At 68.3% G+C, this 15,571-nt stretch carries 21 protein-coding genes; 14 read left to right on the top strand and 7 right to left on the bottom strand.

Features of this window, described 5'->3' with window-relative positions; genetic code table 11:
- Nucleotides 1–138: 138 nt before the first annotated feature.
- Nucleotides 139–1,125 (bottom strand): aldo/keto reductase, encoded by a 987-nt coding sequence (locus tag ACZ7OI_RS20225; protein ID WP_470265727.1) that lies wholly within the window; start codon nt 1,123–1,125, stop codon nt 139–141.
- 332 nt (nt 1,126–1,457) lie between these two features.
- On the opposite strand from ACZ7OI_RS20225, the gene ACZ7OI_RS20220 reads away from it, so the two are divergent.
- Entirely contained in the window at nt 1,458–1,886 is a 429-nt protein-coding gene (locus ACZ7OI_RS20220) for a BP74-related protein (RefSeq protein ID WP_470265726.1), read from the top strand.
- Nucleotides 1,887–2,139: 253 nt separating this feature from the next.
- On the opposite strand, the gene ACZ7OI_RS20215 is transcribed toward ACZ7OI_RS20220, so the two are convergent.
- Both ACZ7OI_RS20215 and ACZ7OI_RS20210 read right to left on the bottom strand, forming a co-directional pair.
- Nucleotides 2,140–2,925 carry a MerR family transcriptional regulator gene (locus ACZ7OI_RS20215; RefSeq protein ID WP_470265725.1) on the bottom strand — a complete coding sequence of 262 codons (786 nt, stop codon included), beginning with the start codon at nt 2,923–2,925 and terminating at the stop codon, nt 2,140–2,142.
- Between the two features lie 44 nt (nt 2,926–2,969).
- Nucleotides 2,970–4,085 carry a serine hydrolase domain-containing protein gene (locus ACZ7OI_RS20210; protein WP_470265724.1) on the bottom strand — a complete coding sequence of 372 codons (1,116 nt, stop codon included), beginning with the start codon at nt 4,083–4,085 and terminating at the stop codon, nt 2,970–2,972.
- Between the two features lie 571 nt (nt 4,086–4,656).
- Between ACZ7OI_RS20210 and ACZ7OI_RS20205 the strand changes: the two genes are divergently transcribed.
- Nucleotides 4,657–5,256 carry a bifunctional DNA primase/polymerase gene (locus ACZ7OI_RS20205; protein ID WP_470265723.1) on the top strand — a complete coding sequence of 200 codons (600 nt, stop codon included), beginning with the start codon at nt 4,657–4,659 and terminating at the stop codon, nt 5,254–5,256.
- 58 nt (nt 5,257–5,314) lie between these two features.
- Here the strand turns inward: ACZ7OI_RS20205 and ACZ7OI_RS20200 are convergent, their stop codons facing one another.
- Nucleotides 5,315–6,058 (bottom strand): S1 family peptidase, encoded by a 744-nt coding sequence (locus ACZ7OI_RS20200; RefSeq protein ID WP_470265722.1) that lies wholly within the window; start codon nt 6,056–6,058, stop codon nt 5,315–5,317.
- 182 nt (nt 6,059–6,240) lie between these two features.
- Between ACZ7OI_RS20200 and ACZ7OI_RS20195 the strand changes: the two genes are divergently transcribed.
- From ACZ7OI_RS20195 to ACZ7OI_RS20140, 12 genes are all read left to right on the top strand, one after another.
- Nucleotides 6,241–7,155 (top strand): hypothetical protein, encoded by a 915-nt coding sequence (locus tag ACZ7OI_RS20195; RefSeq protein ID WP_470265721.1) that lies wholly within the window; start codon nt 6,241–6,243, stop codon nt 7,153–7,155.
- Between the two features lie 247 nt (nt 7,156–7,402).
- Nucleotides 7,403–7,669: a gas vesicle protein GvpO gene (locus tag ACZ7OI_RS20190; RefSeq protein WP_470265720.1), complete on the top strand. Its 267-nt coding sequence runs from the start codon at nt 7,403–7,405 to the stop codon at nt 7,667–7,669.
- Nucleotides 7,670–7,688: 19 nt separating this feature from the next.
- Nucleotides 7,689–8,126 (top strand): gas vesicle structural protein GvpA, encoded by a 438-nt coding sequence (locus ACZ7OI_RS20185; RefSeq protein WP_470265719.1) that lies wholly within the window; start codon nt 7,689–7,691, stop codon nt 8,124–8,126.
- Nucleotides 8,123–8,851, top strand: a complete 729-nt coding sequence (locus ACZ7OI_RS20180; RefSeq protein WP_470265718.1) for a GvpL/GvpF family gas vesicle protein — start codon at nt 8,123–8,125, stop codon at nt 8,849–8,851. The genes ACZ7OI_RS20185 and ACZ7OI_RS20180 overlap by 4 nt, the downstream gene beginning before the upstream one ends.
- Nucleotides 8,851–9,087, top strand: coding sequence for a gas vesicle protein GvpG (locus ACZ7OI_RS20175; protein WP_470265717.1), 237 nt, complete (start codon nt 8,851–8,853; stop codon nt 9,085–9,087). Before ACZ7OI_RS20180 ends, ACZ7OI_RS20175 begins: the two co-directional genes overlap by 1 nt.
- Nucleotides 9,088–9,100: 13 nt before the next feature.
- On the top strand, nt 9,101–9,673 hold the full coding sequence (locus tag ACZ7OI_RS20170; protein WP_470265716.1) for a hypothetical protein: 573 nt from the start codon (nt 9,101–9,103) through the stop codon (nt 9,671–9,673).
- The gene (locus ACZ7OI_RS20165; RefSeq protein ID WP_470265715.1) at nt 9,666–10,691 is read left to right on the top strand and encodes an SRPBCC family protein; all 1,026 of its coding nucleotides are present in this window, start codon (nt 9,666–9,668) and stop codon (nt 10,689–10,691) included. The genes ACZ7OI_RS20170 and ACZ7OI_RS20165 overlap by 8 nt, the downstream gene beginning before the upstream one ends.
- A gap of 15 nt (nt 10,692–10,706) precedes the next feature.
- Nucleotides 10,707–11,042, top strand: a complete 336-nt coding sequence (locus ACZ7OI_RS20160; RefSeq protein WP_470265714.1) for a gas vesicle protein — start codon at nt 10,707–10,709, stop codon at nt 11,040–11,042.
- Complete coding sequence (locus ACZ7OI_RS20155; RefSeq protein WP_470265713.1) at nt 11,039–11,779, top strand: GvpL/GvpF family gas vesicle protein; 741 nt, start codon at nt 11,039–11,041, stop codon at nt 11,777–11,779. The genes ACZ7OI_RS20160 and ACZ7OI_RS20155 overlap by 4 nt, the downstream gene beginning before the upstream one ends.
- Nucleotides 11,746–11,958: a gas vesicle protein gene (locus tag ACZ7OI_RS20150; protein WP_470265712.1), complete on the top strand. Its 213-nt coding sequence runs from the start codon at nt 11,746–11,748 to the stop codon at nt 11,956–11,958. Before ACZ7OI_RS20155 ends, ACZ7OI_RS20150 begins: the two co-directional genes overlap by 34 nt.
- 11 nt (nt 11,959–11,969) lie before the next feature.
- Nucleotides 11,970–12,278: a gas vesicle protein K gene (locus ACZ7OI_RS20145; protein WP_470265711.1), complete on the top strand. Its 309-nt coding sequence runs from the start codon at nt 11,970–11,972 to the stop codon at nt 12,276–12,278.
- A gap of 118 nt (nt 12,279–12,396) precedes the next feature.
- Nucleotides 12,397–12,993 carry a gamma carbonic anhydrase family protein gene (locus tag ACZ7OI_RS20140; protein WP_470265710.1) on the top strand — a complete coding sequence of 199 codons (597 nt, stop codon included), beginning with the start codon at nt 12,397–12,399 and terminating at the stop codon, nt 12,991–12,993.
- Nucleotides 12,994–12,996: 3 nt separating this feature from the next.
- Here ACZ7OI_RS20140 and ACZ7OI_RS20135 read toward each other — a convergent pair whose 3' ends face one another.
- The 3 genes from ACZ7OI_RS20135 to ACZ7OI_RS20125 form a co-directional block, all read right to left on the bottom strand.
- The gene (locus tag ACZ7OI_RS20135) at nt 12,997–13,572 is read right to left on the bottom strand and encodes a hypothetical protein (protein WP_470265709.1); all 576 of its coding nucleotides are present in this window, start codon (nt 13,570–13,572) and stop codon (nt 12,997–12,999) included.
- A gap of 170 nt (nt 13,573–13,742) precedes the next feature.
- Nucleotides 13,743–14,603 carry an NAD(P)-dependent oxidoreductase gene (locus ACZ7OI_RS20130; protein WP_470265708.1) on the bottom strand — a complete coding sequence of 287 codons (861 nt, stop codon included), beginning with the start codon at nt 14,601–14,603 and terminating at the stop codon, nt 13,743–13,745.
- A 10-nt stretch (nt 14,604–14,613) separates the two neighbouring features.
- Entirely contained in the window at nt 14,614–15,480 is an 867-nt protein-coding gene (locus ACZ7OI_RS20125; RefSeq protein ID WP_470265707.1) for an NAD(P)-dependent oxidoreductase, read from the bottom strand.
- Nucleotides 15,481–15,571 lie beyond the last annotated feature (91 nt).

Below are 15,571 nucleotides of genomic sequence, written 5' to 3'. Positions count from 1 at the left end.
GGATTCGCGCCACCGGAGAGTTTCTTCTGGGACTCGATGTCTGAGGAACATGATCGGCTGGGCGGTCTCGTTGTGCGGTAAGCGGATCACGGTCCCGCGGAACGAGGAGATGCTGGGCCGGTGCAGAATTGGCCGGGCTTAGCGGCCGAACATGGATTTGAATCCCTCGGGGACGCGCTCGCCGTGGATATCGGCCGCGGCCGCCTCGATCCGTTGCAGGTCGCCGGAGGTCAATTCGACATCGACCGCTCCCAGGTTCTCTTTCAGGCGGTGCAGTTTGGTGGTTCCGGGGATCGGCACGAACCACGGCTTCTGCGCCAGCACCCAGGCGAGAGCGATCTGGGCCGGTGTGGCTCCCTTGTCGTCGGCAATCTGCCGCAGCAAGCCGATCAGGGTTTGATTGGCCTGCCGGGCTTCGGGAGTGAAGCGCGGCAGCATGCGGCGGAGGTCGTTGTCGGCCAGCGAGGTGCGAGAGTCGATCGTGCCGGTCAGAAAGCCCTTTCCGAGCGGGCTGTAGGGCACCAAGCCGATGCCCAGCTTCTCCAAAGCCGGAATGATCTCGGCTTCGTGCTCTCGCGTCCAGAGCGAGTATTCGCTTTGCAGCGCCGTCACGGGCTGCACGGCGTGGGCGCGGCTGATCGTCGTCACGCCGGCCTCCGACAAGCCGAAGTGCTTGACCTTGCCTTCGGCGATCAGTTCCTTGACCGTGCCAGCTACTTCTTCGATGGGCACGTCGGGATCGACGCGGTGCTGGTAGAAAAGGTCGATGCGATCCGTTTGCAGGCGCCGGAGCGAGGCCTCGGCCACGCGGCGGATCTGCTCGGGCCTGCTGTCGAGCCCCGAGGCCGGGGTCGGCCCGTCCTCTCCGTGCTTGAGACCGAATTTGGTGGCGATCACCACCTGGTCGCGGACCGGCGCCAGCGCCTGGCCGACCAGCTCTTCATTGGTGAAAGGACCATAGACTTCGGCGGTGTCGAAGAAAGTGACCCCGAGGTCGGCCGCGGCCCGCAGCAGCTTCGTCATCTCGGCGGGGTCCGGGGTCGAACCGTAGAAGAAGCTCATGCCCATGCAACCGAGTCCCAGGGCGGAAACTTCGAGGTGCTGTCCGAGTGTGCGTTTCTGCACTGGAAAGTGCTCCTTCGGTAAAGGTCGTCCGGCCTGGTGCTCCCGCTGTTCAGCAGGGGCCGGTTACCGCAGGTTAGGTCGCTGCGCGGGCGGCGGGGAGGGCCAGCCGGTACAGGTACTGCCGGTGCCCCCTTGCCCGGCGGGCTGAAAATCTGTCCGCGTGGAATTGTTCTAGTCGCGCTATCGCGAAACGGGCAACTCTGACGGCTCTTATTGTCGGGACGAATATGCAGCGAAAGTGCACGGAAACCTGATTCCTCCCCGGCCGGCCGCCGCTACCGTCGGACACGGGCGGCAATCGCCCCGAGAGGGACGACAGGGAGGAATTGCACATGCGCAAGCTCACTGCGGTTTTGGCCGGTACGGCGGCCACAAGCGCGCTGCTGCTGGGAACCGGGCCCGCGATCGCGGCCGCGCACGCCCGGCAGGACGGCGCCTACATCGCCACGATCCAGGTTTTCTCCAGCGGCGACATTTACCGGGTCGAACTGCTCAAGCAGGCCGACGCGGACCAGGCGGTCAGACTCATGAACGGCCAGGCCACGCATCCGGGAATTCCCATCGGGGACATTGTCCGGGGTTCCTCCGGCGTCAACACCGGATATGACTGGCACATCGACCCCGCCACCTTCCAGTGGGCGGACAGCACCGCCGAAGCGTGCGACGGCCAGCCGCACGAAGTCAGCAACGCGGGCGAATGGAAAGTGAAGCAGTACTGCCCGTGGACCATCAAAATCGTAGCGGTTACCCCGGAAAGCTGACCACATTCGAACTGGGAGCGGTCACGAGGCCGTTCCCAGTTCGAATGCGTGTGTGGGGGAATAGGCATCGAGAAGCTCGGGAGAGGTCAGTCGGGGCAGAGAAAGGCCTTCAGGCCATCCGCCCGGTTGAGCCACCACATCCGGCCGACAGGAATGGTTCTGCTCCGGCACGGGAGATCGACCGTCTCTCGGCCGTATCGACCCGCACAACCTCGTTCGTCACCTTGGCTCGTGGCCGGAAGACCCGAGGCAGTCAGCGGGAACCCGGCCGGGGAATGCGGACACCGGCGGAGCGGAGCTTGGCCTCGACCAGCGCAAGGCCCTTCGCCGCCGCCGAGCCCTGTTCTTCGCCGTGGTGGGCGATCAACTGGTACCGGGTCGCGGCTTCGGTGCGGGCCTGCAGGCCGGTCACGATCTTCAGGTGCGCCGGGTTGGCGAGAAAGTGCTCGGCCATCGCGGTGGCGAGTTCGTCGACCCGCGGGTCGTCCGGTTCCCAGGTCGCGGCTTCGGCGCCACGCTTGATCAAGGCTACGTAGCGGGGGTCGTCGAGGGCGTGTTCGAGATCGGCGAGGTAGTCGTCGAAGCCTTCGGGCGCAAGGGCTTTGGCCAGTACCCATCCTTCCCTGGCCGCCGCCACCTCGGGTGCGGGGAAGCCAAGGTCGCGCATCCGCTCCAGCAGCGCCGCGGCGCGGTCCGACAGCAGCGCTCGGTCGCCGTCGGCGAGGCGGCCCAGGAGGTCGCGTCGCTCGGTCAGTTCCTCAATCCGTTCGGTGAGCTGCCGTTCGACGTCGGCGAGCGCGGTGGCGAGCGTGGCGGCGTCGGCGTCGAGCAGGGCTCCGATCTCGGCCAGCGGCACTCCGGCCGACGCCAGGGTCCGGGCCTGGACCAGACGCAATAGCTCGCCCGATCCGTACCGCCGGTACCCGGAGCTGTCGCGTTCGGGCTCCGCGACCAGGCCGAGTTTGTGGTAGTGCCGCACCGTTTTCACCGTGACGCCGACGAATGCCGCCGCCTGCCCGATGGTGACCCCGTTCTTCATCCGCTCAGCCTGCCTTGTGCTCGTGCGGCATGGCCCGGGTCCCCTCAGAACACTTCGCGGAGAAGCTTCTGCTGGGCGCTCTGGAACGCTGCGGCGACGGACATGCTGGCGTCGTCCACGCAGTTCAGGGCGGCGGTCAGGGTCTTGCTTCCGTCCGGAGTGCTGTACATCAGCGCCGCGTGGCCGCCTTGGGCTCCGTTGTGGGAGATGACGGTGCCGCCGGTTTCCGTGGTCAGCACGAACACTCCCAGGCCGTACTCCATGTTCGGGATGCCCGTCGGATGCGGGGCGCACATCTCGGCCAGGAGATCGGCCGGAAGGAGTTTGCCGCCCAGCAGGGCGGAGATGAACGTGGCCAGGTCCTGGACCGTCGAGATCATGTCGCCGCCGGCGGACACCCAGGAGGGGTCCTGACGGGTGATGTCGACCGTCTTCTGCTCACTGGCGTTCCCGTGCCGGTAGTAGGCGTGCGCGTGCGGCGCGGGGATCTCCGCGTCGCCGGGCACCAAGGTGCCGGACAGCCCGAGCGGCTCCGCGATCCGCAGCCTCGTCTCCTCGGCCGCCGAACGGCCGGTGACTCTCTCGACCAGCAGCCTGGCCAGCACGTAGTTGGTGTTGGAGTAGCTCCAGCCCGTCCCCGGCTCGAACCGCGCCGGGCCGGCCAGCGCCAGTTCGACCAGTTCCTGCGGCCGGTACGTCGTGAACCGGCGGTTCAGCCACTCCTCGCCCTGGGGGCCGTAGGGCATGGGAACCCCCAGTGCGAACGTCCCGTCCTCGTTGACCTCGCCGGTGAAGTTGAACAGCCCGCTGGTGTGCTGCAACAGCATCCGCACCGTGATCCGCTCGTCCAGGCCGAACTCGGGAAGGCAGCTGGCCACCGGGGTGTCCAGCGCTATCCGGCCCTCGGCGACCAGTTGCAGCACCAGGGTCGCGGTGAAGGTCTTGGTGTTGCTGCCGATCCGGACATGCCCGTCGATCGCCGGTTTCGCGCTCCCGCCCAGCTCCGCCGCCCCGGCGCTCGCGGCCCACTCGCCTCGGCCGTCCCGTACCTGCAGCGAAACCCCGACGAAGCCGGAATCGACGATCTCCTCGAGCGTCCGCCGCAACTCGGGACGGTCGAGGGCGACGTGCTTGTCCTGGCCGGAAAAGGGGATCGTCATGGTGATTCGCTCCTGCGGGTCGGTACTGCCGGGGCGGCTTCGTGCCGCTGGGACGAGCCTCCACCCTGACCCGAGGTCAACCTCAACTATGACCTGGCTCACGCCTCCACCGGGTTTGCCCGAGGTTGTCGATCAGGCTGAAGGCGTGGTCGACCCGAGGCGTTCGGCGGGGCGAACAGCCATGCCGATTTCCCGCGCGAATTCCTGGAACTGGCCATCGTCGCGCCCGGAGGCAGCAGGCCGGACCGGTGTGGTCGCGGACCTGGGCCCGCGGATTCAGGCCACTGCGGCAGACGGCGCCGGGGGATGTCTTCGTCCCGGCCGAAACAGCACTCCGCTTTCCGCCAAGCCGACGAAGCCGCCAAGGCGTCCGGTTTGGCTGGTGGCGACGGCCCCGCTCGCCCGGCAGCTCCCGGTTTACTGCCGGTTACCGGGCGGTTTTCCGGCTGGTCTGGGACACGTCGCGGTTCCATGGTTGTCGGTGGCATTCCGGCAGCCGATTCCCGCTCGTCGCGCGCAGTCCACCGTGAACCGCGGGCCGGGGCGTGATCTCTCGGAAGGGATTCTCGCGATGACCCTCGTTGCGCGCGGCAGCCGTTCGCGCTGTTTGGCCGGGGACCACGGGGCCGCCTTGCGTTCATTGCGCGCGGCGGCCGAGCACTATGCCGAGCGGGGCTGGGCGGTGTTGCCGGGGCCGGTGTGCGACGGGCTGACCAGTTGGGATCCCGTCACTCTCGAGTTGCTCGGCGGCCGGGAGACGGCAGTGTCGCCGTCCGGTGCGAGCGTCGACCGGCGCGTTATCTCGGAGTGGTGGTCGACGCATCGGCAGGCGATTCTCGCGCCGGTCGGGCGGCGGTTCGACGTCCTGCGCACTCCGACCCACCTCGGCTGGCGGACGCTGGCCGCCTTCGGTGGCGGCTTGCCGCTCGGGCCGGTGGCGCTGTCGCCGCACGGGGCGTACTTCTTCGTCGAGCCCGGCCTCCGCGTGGACCGCGAACCGGCGCCCGGGGTCGAGGTCCTGGCACCGGGAGACCTGGTCGTTCTTCCGCCGAGCAGGGTCGTCTCAGGGGTCGTGTGGTGGCGCATTTCCCCGAGGGACCGGGACGCGTTAGGCGACGGCGCCGGAATTCTGGACAAGCTTGCCGAACTTTCCCGCGAATCCGGGGGCTGAACACACCGGCCCGGGCCAGAGGGGATACGCACGGCCCCTCCGGCCCGGGCCGCGCCGATCAGACCCCGGAGACCTGCTGAATCCAGTCCCGGCCCGCGGCCACGCTGCCGTAGGTCGTGACGCTGGAGCGGTCGCTCGTCGAGCACACGCCGACCTGAACGCCGTCGTCCACCATCGGGCCGCCCGAATCTCCGCCCGCCACCGCGCCGTTCGGCGTGCTCGCCGTGATCGCGGGCCCGCCGGCGTTGTCGCTGTCCTGGGTGTTCGAGATCGTCACCACGGCCTGCTTCAGCACGCTCGACTGGTGGTGGCCCTCGTCGCTGCTCTGCGTCGCGCCCCAGCCGTACACGGTGGCGCTGTCGCCTTCCTGCGCGTCGTTGGAGCTGCTGGCCAGGCGGGCGAACGTGCTGCCGCCGTCGGTGTTCAGTTTGATCAGCGCCAGGTCGCCGCCGGAGTAGACGTACGTAGACGAGGCTTTGGCGTGCACGCCGCCGCTGGCGCTGTTGGAACCGATGTACAGGTCGATGTCCGTGAGGCGCCGGCCGTTGTTGTCGTACATGCAGTGCTTCGCCGTCAGCACCCAGCGGCTGCCGATCAACGTGCTGGTGCAGAAGAACGTGTACCCGTTGGCGTGGCCGTTGAACCGCGTGATGTAGCCGGGGTTCTGCGCGGTGCTGCCGCCGATGATCGACGGCTGGGCCTCGGGCGTGGCGGGGCTCGCGGACGCGGGGGTCACGGCGAACGCGCCGAGCACCGCGCAGGAACCGGTCAGCACGGCGAGGGCCCGGGTGAGTGCGCGCATGTCGCTCCTTGGGAGACGTTTCCGATGGGGACGCTTCCGAACGTAAGCAGCGCGCCGCCGCGGCGGAATCCGCCGAAACGCCCGTGGCGGGCAAGCGGCGGCGACGCGACTTTCGACGGGTTGCCAACCGGTGAACCAGTGCCGACAATCCGTCTCAGTCCGTTTTTTCCAGGAGGGGCGAAATGCGGTTGTTCGCCTCGGCTCCGGTGCGGGAGCGGCTGGCTCAGGCACTGGCCGAGGGCCCGTTCGAACGCGCCCTCTCGCTGGCGATCGAGCGCAGCGGCCTCGGCCTGGCGCGGTTGCGCGAACGGCTCGCGGCGTCCGGCGTTCCGGTCAGCACGACCACGCTCAGCTCGTGGCGCACCGGCCGCAGCCGTCCGGAGCGGCCGGAATCGTTGCGGGCGTTGGCTTTGCTGGAGCCGGTGCTGGACGTGCCGCCGGGCACGCTGCGCGCGCTGCTGGACCGGCCGCGCACCGGTGGCCCGGCCCCGCGCGCGGCGCGGTGGGATCGGTTGTGGGAGAACCGCAGCCTGCTTCCGATGGTGCTGAATTCGTTCGAGGATTCTTCGCCGGAATCGGTCAGTGTGCACGAAACGCTGCAGGTCGACGCCAAGGGCCGGATGCGCAGCCTTCACGTGCGAGAAGTGCTGCGCGCGCTGGACGAACCGGCTTTCGTGCGCATCGTCGCGCTGCGGGGATTCACTCCCGGGCAGTCGCCGGAGCTGGTGTCGTCGCGGTACTGCCGCCCGGGGATCGTGCGGACGACGCCGGAGCAGGCGTTCTCGGTGACGGAGCTGGTGCTGGACCACCCGCTGGCGCCGGGCGAGACGGCGATCGTGGAGTACCGGTTCGCGTTCCGGGACGAGGAGCCCGATTCGCGCTACGACCGGCGCTTCCGGCTGCCGATCGCGGAACACTTGCTGGAAGTGCGTTTCGATCCGGCCGCGTTGCCCGTGGAATGCGTTTCGTACCGGCAGGATTCGCCTGCCGGGCCGGAGCTGGAGTCCGCGGAGGCGCGCGTGCGGTCCGGCGTGCCGGTGCACGTCATCAGGACCGGGCAGGGGCCTGGAATTCACGGGATGCGGTGGCGGTGGTGAGCCGCCGGGCGTCCGGCTTCCACTGAGGACGCCCGGCGTTGAGTCCTTCGTGGACGGACAGAGTCTTCCGTGCGGGCAGCGGCTGAGGGTTCGTTTTTCCGCTGACTGGCGGGGCAGCGCTGCGCTGTTCGGCCGAATTTCTGCTCTTCCCGGCGAGTAGCCAGTTTTGGCGGGGACGGTCCGGGTAGCCGACTCCACATGTTCAGACGGCCAGAGGCGAGAGGAAGCGACGACGGCCGGAGGCGGGATGGCTGAGGAGCGCCGATCGCCTGCCGGGCTCATGCGTGATGCGCGTGCGGTGTTCGAGGAGCTGACCGAAAAGGACATCGAGTCCGTGTCGGCGTTCACCAAGGACGGCGACGGATGGAAGCTGCTGGTGGAAGTGCTTGAGCTGGAACGGGTTCCGGACACCACCAGCCTGATGGCCACCTATTGCGTCCGGGTGGACGCACAGGGCGGCTTCCTCGGCTACGAGCAGGTTCGGAGGTACGCGCGCGGCCAGGTCGACGCGTGAGGAAGGGAAAGGGGATTTCATGACCATGGCGACCGGACGGCCGGGCACCGGCAGTCAGCAGCAGCGCGGACCGGGCACCGGAAACCTTTACGACATTCTCGAACTGATCCTGGACAAGGGTCTGGTGATCGACGCTTTCGTGAGGGTTTCGCTGGTGGGCATCGAGTTGCTCACCGTGGACGCGCGGATCGTGGTGGCCAGTGTGGACACTTACCTGCGGTTCGCCGAGGCGTGCAACCGGTTGGACCTCACCCGGGCTTCGAGTGCCACGACGCTGCCCGACTTGCTGGGCGAGGTCACCGAGAAAGGCGCCAAGGGAAAGTCCAAAGGCGCGCTGACCGGTGCTGTCGAGACCTTTGCCGAGCAGTTCCAGAAGTCCAGCGACAAAGACGGCGAAGAGGCTGAGGAGCGGCCCCGCAGCCGCAGCCGGCGCAGCACTGCGAGGTCGAGCGAATGAGCACTTATCTGTATGGCATCACGTTCGCCGATCATCCAGCCAAGGTGGGCGATCTGCGCGGCGTCGGGCCGTCCCCGGCTCCCGCGCGGGTGCTGCCCGCCGGGGACGAACTCAGTGCGGTAGTAGGCGACGTCGAGGGTGAACTGAGGGCGAAACGCCGTGATCTTATTGCACACCAGGAGATTCTGCAGGCATTGTGCGACAGCGGACCGACGTTGCCGATGCGCTTCGGTATCGTCGCGGACGACGATACCGCCGTGGCACACGAGATCGCGGCCAAAGCCGAGCTGTATACAGCTGTCCTGCACCGCGTCAGCGGGCACGTGGAGATGAACGTCAAAGTCTCGCACCGGGAAGAGGTCGTCCTCGGCCAGATTCTGGCCGGCGACGAGGAAATCCGGAATCTGGCCGCGAGTCTGAGGGAGGACGCCGGTCGCGGCGAGGCGGAGCAGGTCCGGTTCGGCGAGCTGGTCGCCGGCCGGCTGGAGGAACGCGAGGCCGCGGACGCCGACGCGGTTCTCGGATACCTGCTTCCGCTGGCGTCCGAACATTCTCCGGGCCCGCCGGTCGACGGATGCTTTTTCAACTGCTCATTCCTGGTGCCCAAGGAGAAAACGTCCGAGTTCCAGGAAGCGGTGCGGCGGTTGACGACTCTCGTCGAGGAAGTCGCGGAGGTCCGCGCACAGGGACCGTTGCCGCCCTACAGTTTTACCGAGGACAACTAGTGGGATTGCTCGGCGAGCTCCTCCTGCTTCCGCTGGCGCCGGTGCGGGGAGTCGCCTGGGTGACGGAGCGGGTCGTCGACGCCGCTGAGCGCGAGAAAATCGCACAGCTGCAGCGAGAACTGGTTTCCCTGGAAAGAGAGCTGGTGGCGGGCGGCATCAGCGAGGAGGAGTTCGACCGCAGGGAAGACGAAATACTCGATCTGCTCGAAGAATTCGACCGGGGGGTTGCCGGATGAACGGAGCGAACAGATGACACCGGGAATGAAGGTCGCGGCCGCCGTGGTCGGCGGTTACGTGCTGGGGAGACGGAAGAAGGCCAAATTGGCCATCACCATGGGTGCGTGGCTCGTCGGGAGGAAACTGAATCTCGACCCGAGGAAGCTGCTCTCGGACCTCACGCACGAGCTGGCTTCGTCGCCCGAACTGGCCGGCGTGCGGGATCAGGTGCGGGACGAGGTAGTGGGAGCGGGCAAAACCCTGGCCGCGGACATCCTGGCGCATCAGGCCGGGCGGCTGGCCGGTTCGTTGCAGGGGCACACCGAGAACCTCCGGGACAAGGCCGCTGGTCTTCCGGTCGGAGGCAGCCGGGACGACGAGGACTCGCATGATCGCGAGCCGGACGACGGCGACGACGGCGAGGACAGCGACGCTGAAGAAAGCGGTACGCGGACCCGCAAACGTCCGGCGAAACCGCGCGGCTCGGCTCAAGGGGAACGCAAACCCGCGCGCAAGACGTCCAGCAGTTCGGCGTCGCGGAAGCGGGCGTCCTCGAGCAGCCGGACGCCGAAGCGTTCGGGCACTGCGGGGGTGAACCGTGGCTGAATCCCGTTCTGGCAGCGACGAAATCGGACCCTTGGCGAAGCTTCGGGAATTGGCCTCGCGCAATCCCGCGACAGAGCAACTGCTGCACGCGGGCGAGGAGTACGCGCAGGCGAAGGCTGAACAGGTGATGTCGTCGGCGGGCAGCAAACTGGGCGAGGTGTCCCGTCGGCTGGCCGATGCCGGCGGAAGCGGCTCGCTGAAGGGATTGTTCAGTGCCGGCGAGAAAATCGCCGAAGGGAAATCGCCGGTCAAGTCGATGGTCGAGGTCGGCGGCAAGGCACTGAAGAACTCCGTGTCGGGTCTCTTCGGCAAACGCGGGGGAGGCTCCGGCGGCAAGAAGGTCATCAACATCATCGAGGACATCGACGTCGGCGTGCCGGTCCGCGAGGCGTACGATCAGTGGACGGAGTACCAGAAGTTCAGCAGCTTCACCAAGGGCGTCACCAGCGCCGAGCAGACCGGCGACACCACTTCGCAGTGGCGCTTCAAGATTTTCTGGTCGAATCGGTCGATGAAGGCCACCGTCACCGAACAGGTTCCCGACGAACGGATCGTGTGGAGCGCCGAGGGGGCGAAGGGCTCGATCAAGGGCGTGGTGACCTTTCACGAACTCGCCCCAAGCCTGACGAAGGTCCTGCTGGTCATCGAGTACTGCCCCTCCGGGCTGTTCGAAAAGACCGGCAACATCTGGCGCGCGCAGGGTCGCCGCGCGCGGCTGGACCTCAAGCATTTCCGCCGGTTCATCACGATGGCCGGGCAGGCCTCGGGCGACGGCTGGCGCGGCGAGATCCGCGACGGCGAGGTCGTGCGTACTCCGGAGCAGGTGCGCGAGGACGAGGAAGAACCGCACGAGGAGGGCACCGGCGGCGAGCCCGAGGACGAGGAGTTCGCCGAGGAGGAGCCCGAAGAACCCGAGGACGTCGACGAGGAAGACGAGGATGTCGAGGACGTGGACGAAGACGACGCCGAACCCGAGGAAGACCGGCCCCGCAGCCGCCGGACAGTCTCGGCAAGGTGACGAGGAGGCAGCCAGATGAGCGAGTCCAGCCTGCCCGCCGGGAGGCCGGCCGGAGTGTCCCGCGCGGGTTCCGGCGGCGGCGCGAACCTCGCCGACATCCTGGAACGGGTGCTGGACAAGGGAATCGTGATCGCCGGGGACATCCAGGTCAACCTGCTCGACATCGAGCTGCTGACGATCAAGATCCGGCTGCTGGTCGCGTCGGTCGACCGGGCCAAGGAAATGGGCATCGACTGGTGGGAGCACGACCCGTCCCTGTCGTCGGGCTCGCGGCGGACCGATCTGCTCGAGGAGAACGAACGACTGCGCGCGCAACTCGAACTCGCGCGGGGAGAGCGAGCCGAACAGTGAGCTGGTATTGCTACGCGGTCGCCGAATTCGCGCCGGAAAACCCCGCCGAGGGCCTGACCGGGCTCCGCGACCGCCCGGTTTCCGCCATTTCCGAAGCCGGGCTGACCGCACTGGTCAGCCCGGTCCCGGACGAGGAGTTCGACGACACCGTCCTGCAGGCCAACCTGGAACACCTTCCGTGGCTGGAAGAAATCGCCCGCGCGCACAACGCAGTAGTGGACGAGGCGAGCCGTCGTACCGGAGTGCTGCCGCTGCGGATGGCGACGATCTATCGAGACGAGAACCGGGTGCGGGAAATGCTCGCCGAGCATTCCGCGCAATTCTCGGCAGCGTTGCGGCGGGTCCGGGATCATGCCGAATGGGGTGTCAAAGTCTTCGCCTCGATCCGCAGCGTTCCTGAAGAGGAGGAACCCGCCGACGGCCGTTCCTACTTGCGGCAACGACTCCGTCAACGCAAAGCACGGGACGCGCGTACTGACGAAGCAGTCGGGGTCGCCGAGCGCATCGAGCGAGAACTTGCGCAGCTGTCCGCGGAAATCCATCGGCACCGCAACCAAGATCCAGCCCTGACCGGCCGTGCGGACAGCAACATCCTGAACCTGGCTTGTCTGGTACCCGACACCTCCCGGGAACGCTTCCTCGCCCGGATCGCGCAACTGCGGCAACCGGAGGAAGCCGGAATCGTCGTCGAGGTGACCGGTCCGTGGGCCCCGTACTCCTTCGCGGGGATCTTGTGAGCGCCGCGGTGGAGCAAACCGACCGGCTTGCACTGGTCGATCTGCTGGACCGCCTGCTCGCCGGCGGCGTGGTGCTCACCGGCGATCTGGTGCTGTCGGTCGCCGAGGTCGACCTGGTGCACATTTCCCTGCGCGCACTGATCACCTCGGTCCGCGAAGACCGCCAGGCGCCTTGGTGAAAGGAACGACGATGAACGAGGCCGAGGAACTCCTCGGAGCAGCGCTTCGCGACGCGCCCGCTCGCCTGGAGACAGATGCCGATTCGGTGGAACGCGACCTGATGAAACTGGTCCTGACCATCATCGAACTGCTCCGGCAGCTGATGGAACGCCAGGCCCTGCGCCGCGTCGAGGAAGGCGGGCTGAGCGAGGACCAGGAGGAGCGGCTCGGCCTGACCCTGATGCTGCTCGAACAACGGCTGACCGAGCTCCGCGACCAGTACGGTCTTTCGGCGGCGGATCTGAACCTCGACCTGGGTCCCTTGGGGACCTTGTTGTGACGCCGCGGCGCTCCGGGCAGCGGAGGAGCCGACGGTTTCCCTCCATCCGAACCCGGATCTCCCGGCAGGGCGGCGACCAGACGGGCCCTTCGCTGTGCGGCGGCGCTAGCGTGGGACGATGCTGATCGAACATCGAGGACAAAAGCCCGTGGTGCCCGAATCGGCGTACGTCGCCCCGTCCGCGGTGCTGTGCGGGGCCGTCGTCCTCGGCGAGCGGGCCCGGGTCCTGCACGGCGCGGTGCTCACCGCGGAAGACGGGGAGATCCGCACCGGCTCGGACGTCGTGATCATGGAACACGCGCTGGTCCGCGGCCGGGCCGGACATCCCGTGACGCTCGGGGACGCGGTCCTGATCGGGCCGCACACCCACGTCAACGGAGCCGTCGTCGAGGACGAGGCGTTCGTGGCGACCGGGGCCTCCCTGTTCCCCGGCTCGGTCGCCGGAGCCGGGGCCGAGCTGCGGATCAACAGCGTGCTGCACGTCAATTCCCGCCTCGAACCCGGTGCGGTGCTCCCCATCGGCTGGATCGCCGCGGGGGACCCGGCCGAGCTTTTCTCCCCGGATCGGCACGACGAACTGTGGGAACTCCAGCGCACCCTGGACTTTCCGGGCACCGTGTACGGCGCGGCGAGAGGCACCTCGATGCGCGAGATCATGGCCCGGCAAGCCGAGTTCTACGGCTCCCATAAGGACGATCGCGTTCTTGAGGAATGACCGCTACCGCGCCTCGAGAAACGCCCTCCCCAACGGCGTAAGCGAGTGATGCACCCCGACCCCTCCCGCGTCGTCGTGATCAACCCGGCCGTCCGCAAGGTTTTCGTATGCTGACTGACCGCCGCCGGTGAAAACCCCCAACCGCGCGGCCAACACCGTCGTCGATGCTTCCGCTGCCAACTGGCACAGCAACCGGGCCCGGGTACGGCCCACCAGCCCGGTCAGCTGGTCCTCCCGGGTGCCCACCGGTTCACGCGGCACCACCCCGACCGCCGGGCGCCCGCCGCTCCAAGACTGGCCGCGCAGGCCCGAGGACCAGGTCGCTGTACTCGCGCAGGGCGTGCACGACACCACGCGTGCTGCCGTCGGCGCGTAGACCGTGCGGGCCCAGCGCGGTACGCGGCGGCACCGGGCGAAGGTGCGGGCGATGTCCTCGCGCAGGACGGCTTTCGGCTGGGAGAGGATGGCTTCGAAGTGCGCTCCGACGTCCGTTTCGTGCAGCGCGGGCGTCAGGAAGTCCGGGAAGTTCCCGGCCGGGACCAGCTCCCACGTCGGGTGCGCGCCACTCGCACCCGGCACAGGTCTCCGGCGGTGAAGATCATCCGCAGCATCGAAACCACCCCTGGTCCGCGCCTCCCCAGCGCGGCTCTGCGTCCAGCATGCGGCCCGGGACCGCGGTCTGGGAAGCGGAGACCGTCGCGGATCCGTCGGCGGGCGGGGCCGCGACGGCTTCCCAGACCGCGGGCGGATCACGCCTTGCTGCGGATCACGTCGATCAGACTGGTCCAGCTGTCCCGCCCGTGCCCGGCGGCGATGGCGCGGTCGTAGTGCTCCTTCACCGCCGCGGGCAGAGACACGTCGATGCCCGCGTCCCGGCTGGCGGCGAGGATGTGGTCGGCCGTCGCGCCCATCATCTTGGCGTTCGCCTCGTCGCCGGGGTGGGTGCCGCTGTCGACGTTCTTCGCGGCCTCGTCCAGGAACGTCTGCACGAGCGTCAGCAGTTCCGTCGCGTACGGCACCAGCGTCGCGGCGGACACCCCGGCCGTGCCGACGAGCGCGGCGGAGTGCAGGAACGCCGAGAGCGTGGTGAGGAACAGGTCCAGCAGCGACTGGTAGTACAGCTGCGCCAGGCCCGGGTCCGCGCCCCGGTAGTCCGGCCGTCCGATGACGCGCAGGGCGGGCTCGATCCGGTCGAACGTCGGCTGCGCGCCGCTGTAGAACACGAAAGAACCCTCGGTGCCGACGACCTGCGCGGGCACCATGATCCCGCCGGCGATCATCTCCGCACCGCGCGCGGCCAGCCATTCCGCGGCCACCCGCGTCCGCTCCGGCGTGTCCGAGCTGAGGTTCACCACGATCTTGCCGCGCAGCGCGTCCTCGGTCGGCGCGAGAATGTCGTACATCGCCTGATAATCGGTCAGGCTCAGAAGCACCAGTTCGTTCGCGGCCAGCGCTTCGGCGACAGTCGCCGCCCGCTTCGCGCCCTCGGCCACCAGTTCGTCGGCCCGGCTCGCGGTGCGGTTCCACACCGTCACCTCGTGGCCGGCGGCCAGGTAGGACCGCACCATCGCCTGGCCCATCGGGCCGAGGCCGAGCAACGTCACATTCACGGGTTTCTCCTTATTTCTTCAGCAGTTCGATGACGCTCGTGAGGTTTTCCGCGCCGTGGCCGTCGGCGGCGCGGCGCAGGAGCAGCTGGTGCAGCGGCGCGAGCAACTCGGAGCTGACGCCCTGGTCAGCCGCCGCGGCAGGCAGGTTGTCGAACGCGGCGGCCTGCATCCCGAGGTTCGACACGACGCCCTGGGTGTAGTCGCCGCTGTCGATCTCCTCGGCGGCGCGTTCGGCGAAGGTGCCCATCGCGGTCAGCCATCCGCTCAGCAGCGGCGCGAACTCGACCGCTGAGAGTCCTTCGCTGCGGATCAGCGCGTAGGCCTGCAGGATGCCGATGAACTGGCCGTACATCCCCGACAGCAGCGCGAGGTCGTGCAGCGCGGCAAGCCCCGGGTCCTCGCCGACGTAGTTGCTGCCGCCGAACGCGTCGAACGCCGCGCGGTGCGTGTCGAACAGATCCTTGGGTCCGCTGTAGAACACGAACGCGCCCGGCTGCCCGATCATCGGCGGAACCGCCATGATGCCGCCGTCGAGGAACTCCCCGCCCTGCTCCGAGACCCATTCGGCCAGCTCGCGGGCCTGTCGAGGGGTGCCGTTGGTCAGGTTCGCCACCGTCTTGCCCGCCAGCGAGGCCGTGCCGAGCACCTCGCGCACCGACGCGTCGTCCAGCAGGCAGACGATCACCAGCTCGCTCGCCGCGACCGCTTCGGCAGCCGACCCCGCGGCCGCCGCACCTCGCTCCACCAGCGGCTTCGTCTTGTCCGCCGAACGGTTCCAGACCGTCACCGGCCGTCCCGTCTCCAGCAGCGCACCGGCCAGCGCGCTGCCCATCGCACCGAGCCCCAGCACGGTCGCCGAGGTCGCATTCCCGGACATGTCGTCCCTCCAGTTCGTCGATCTGCCGACCACGGTGCCGAGGCGTGCGCACGGTTCGCTGGGGGTCCGCGCACGAGTGCGGTTACGGTGG

It is taken from the genome of Amycolatopsis sp. NPDC114503, assembly GCF_055633655.1.
This window is presented reverse-complemented; position numbering and strand designations above follow the sequence as displayed.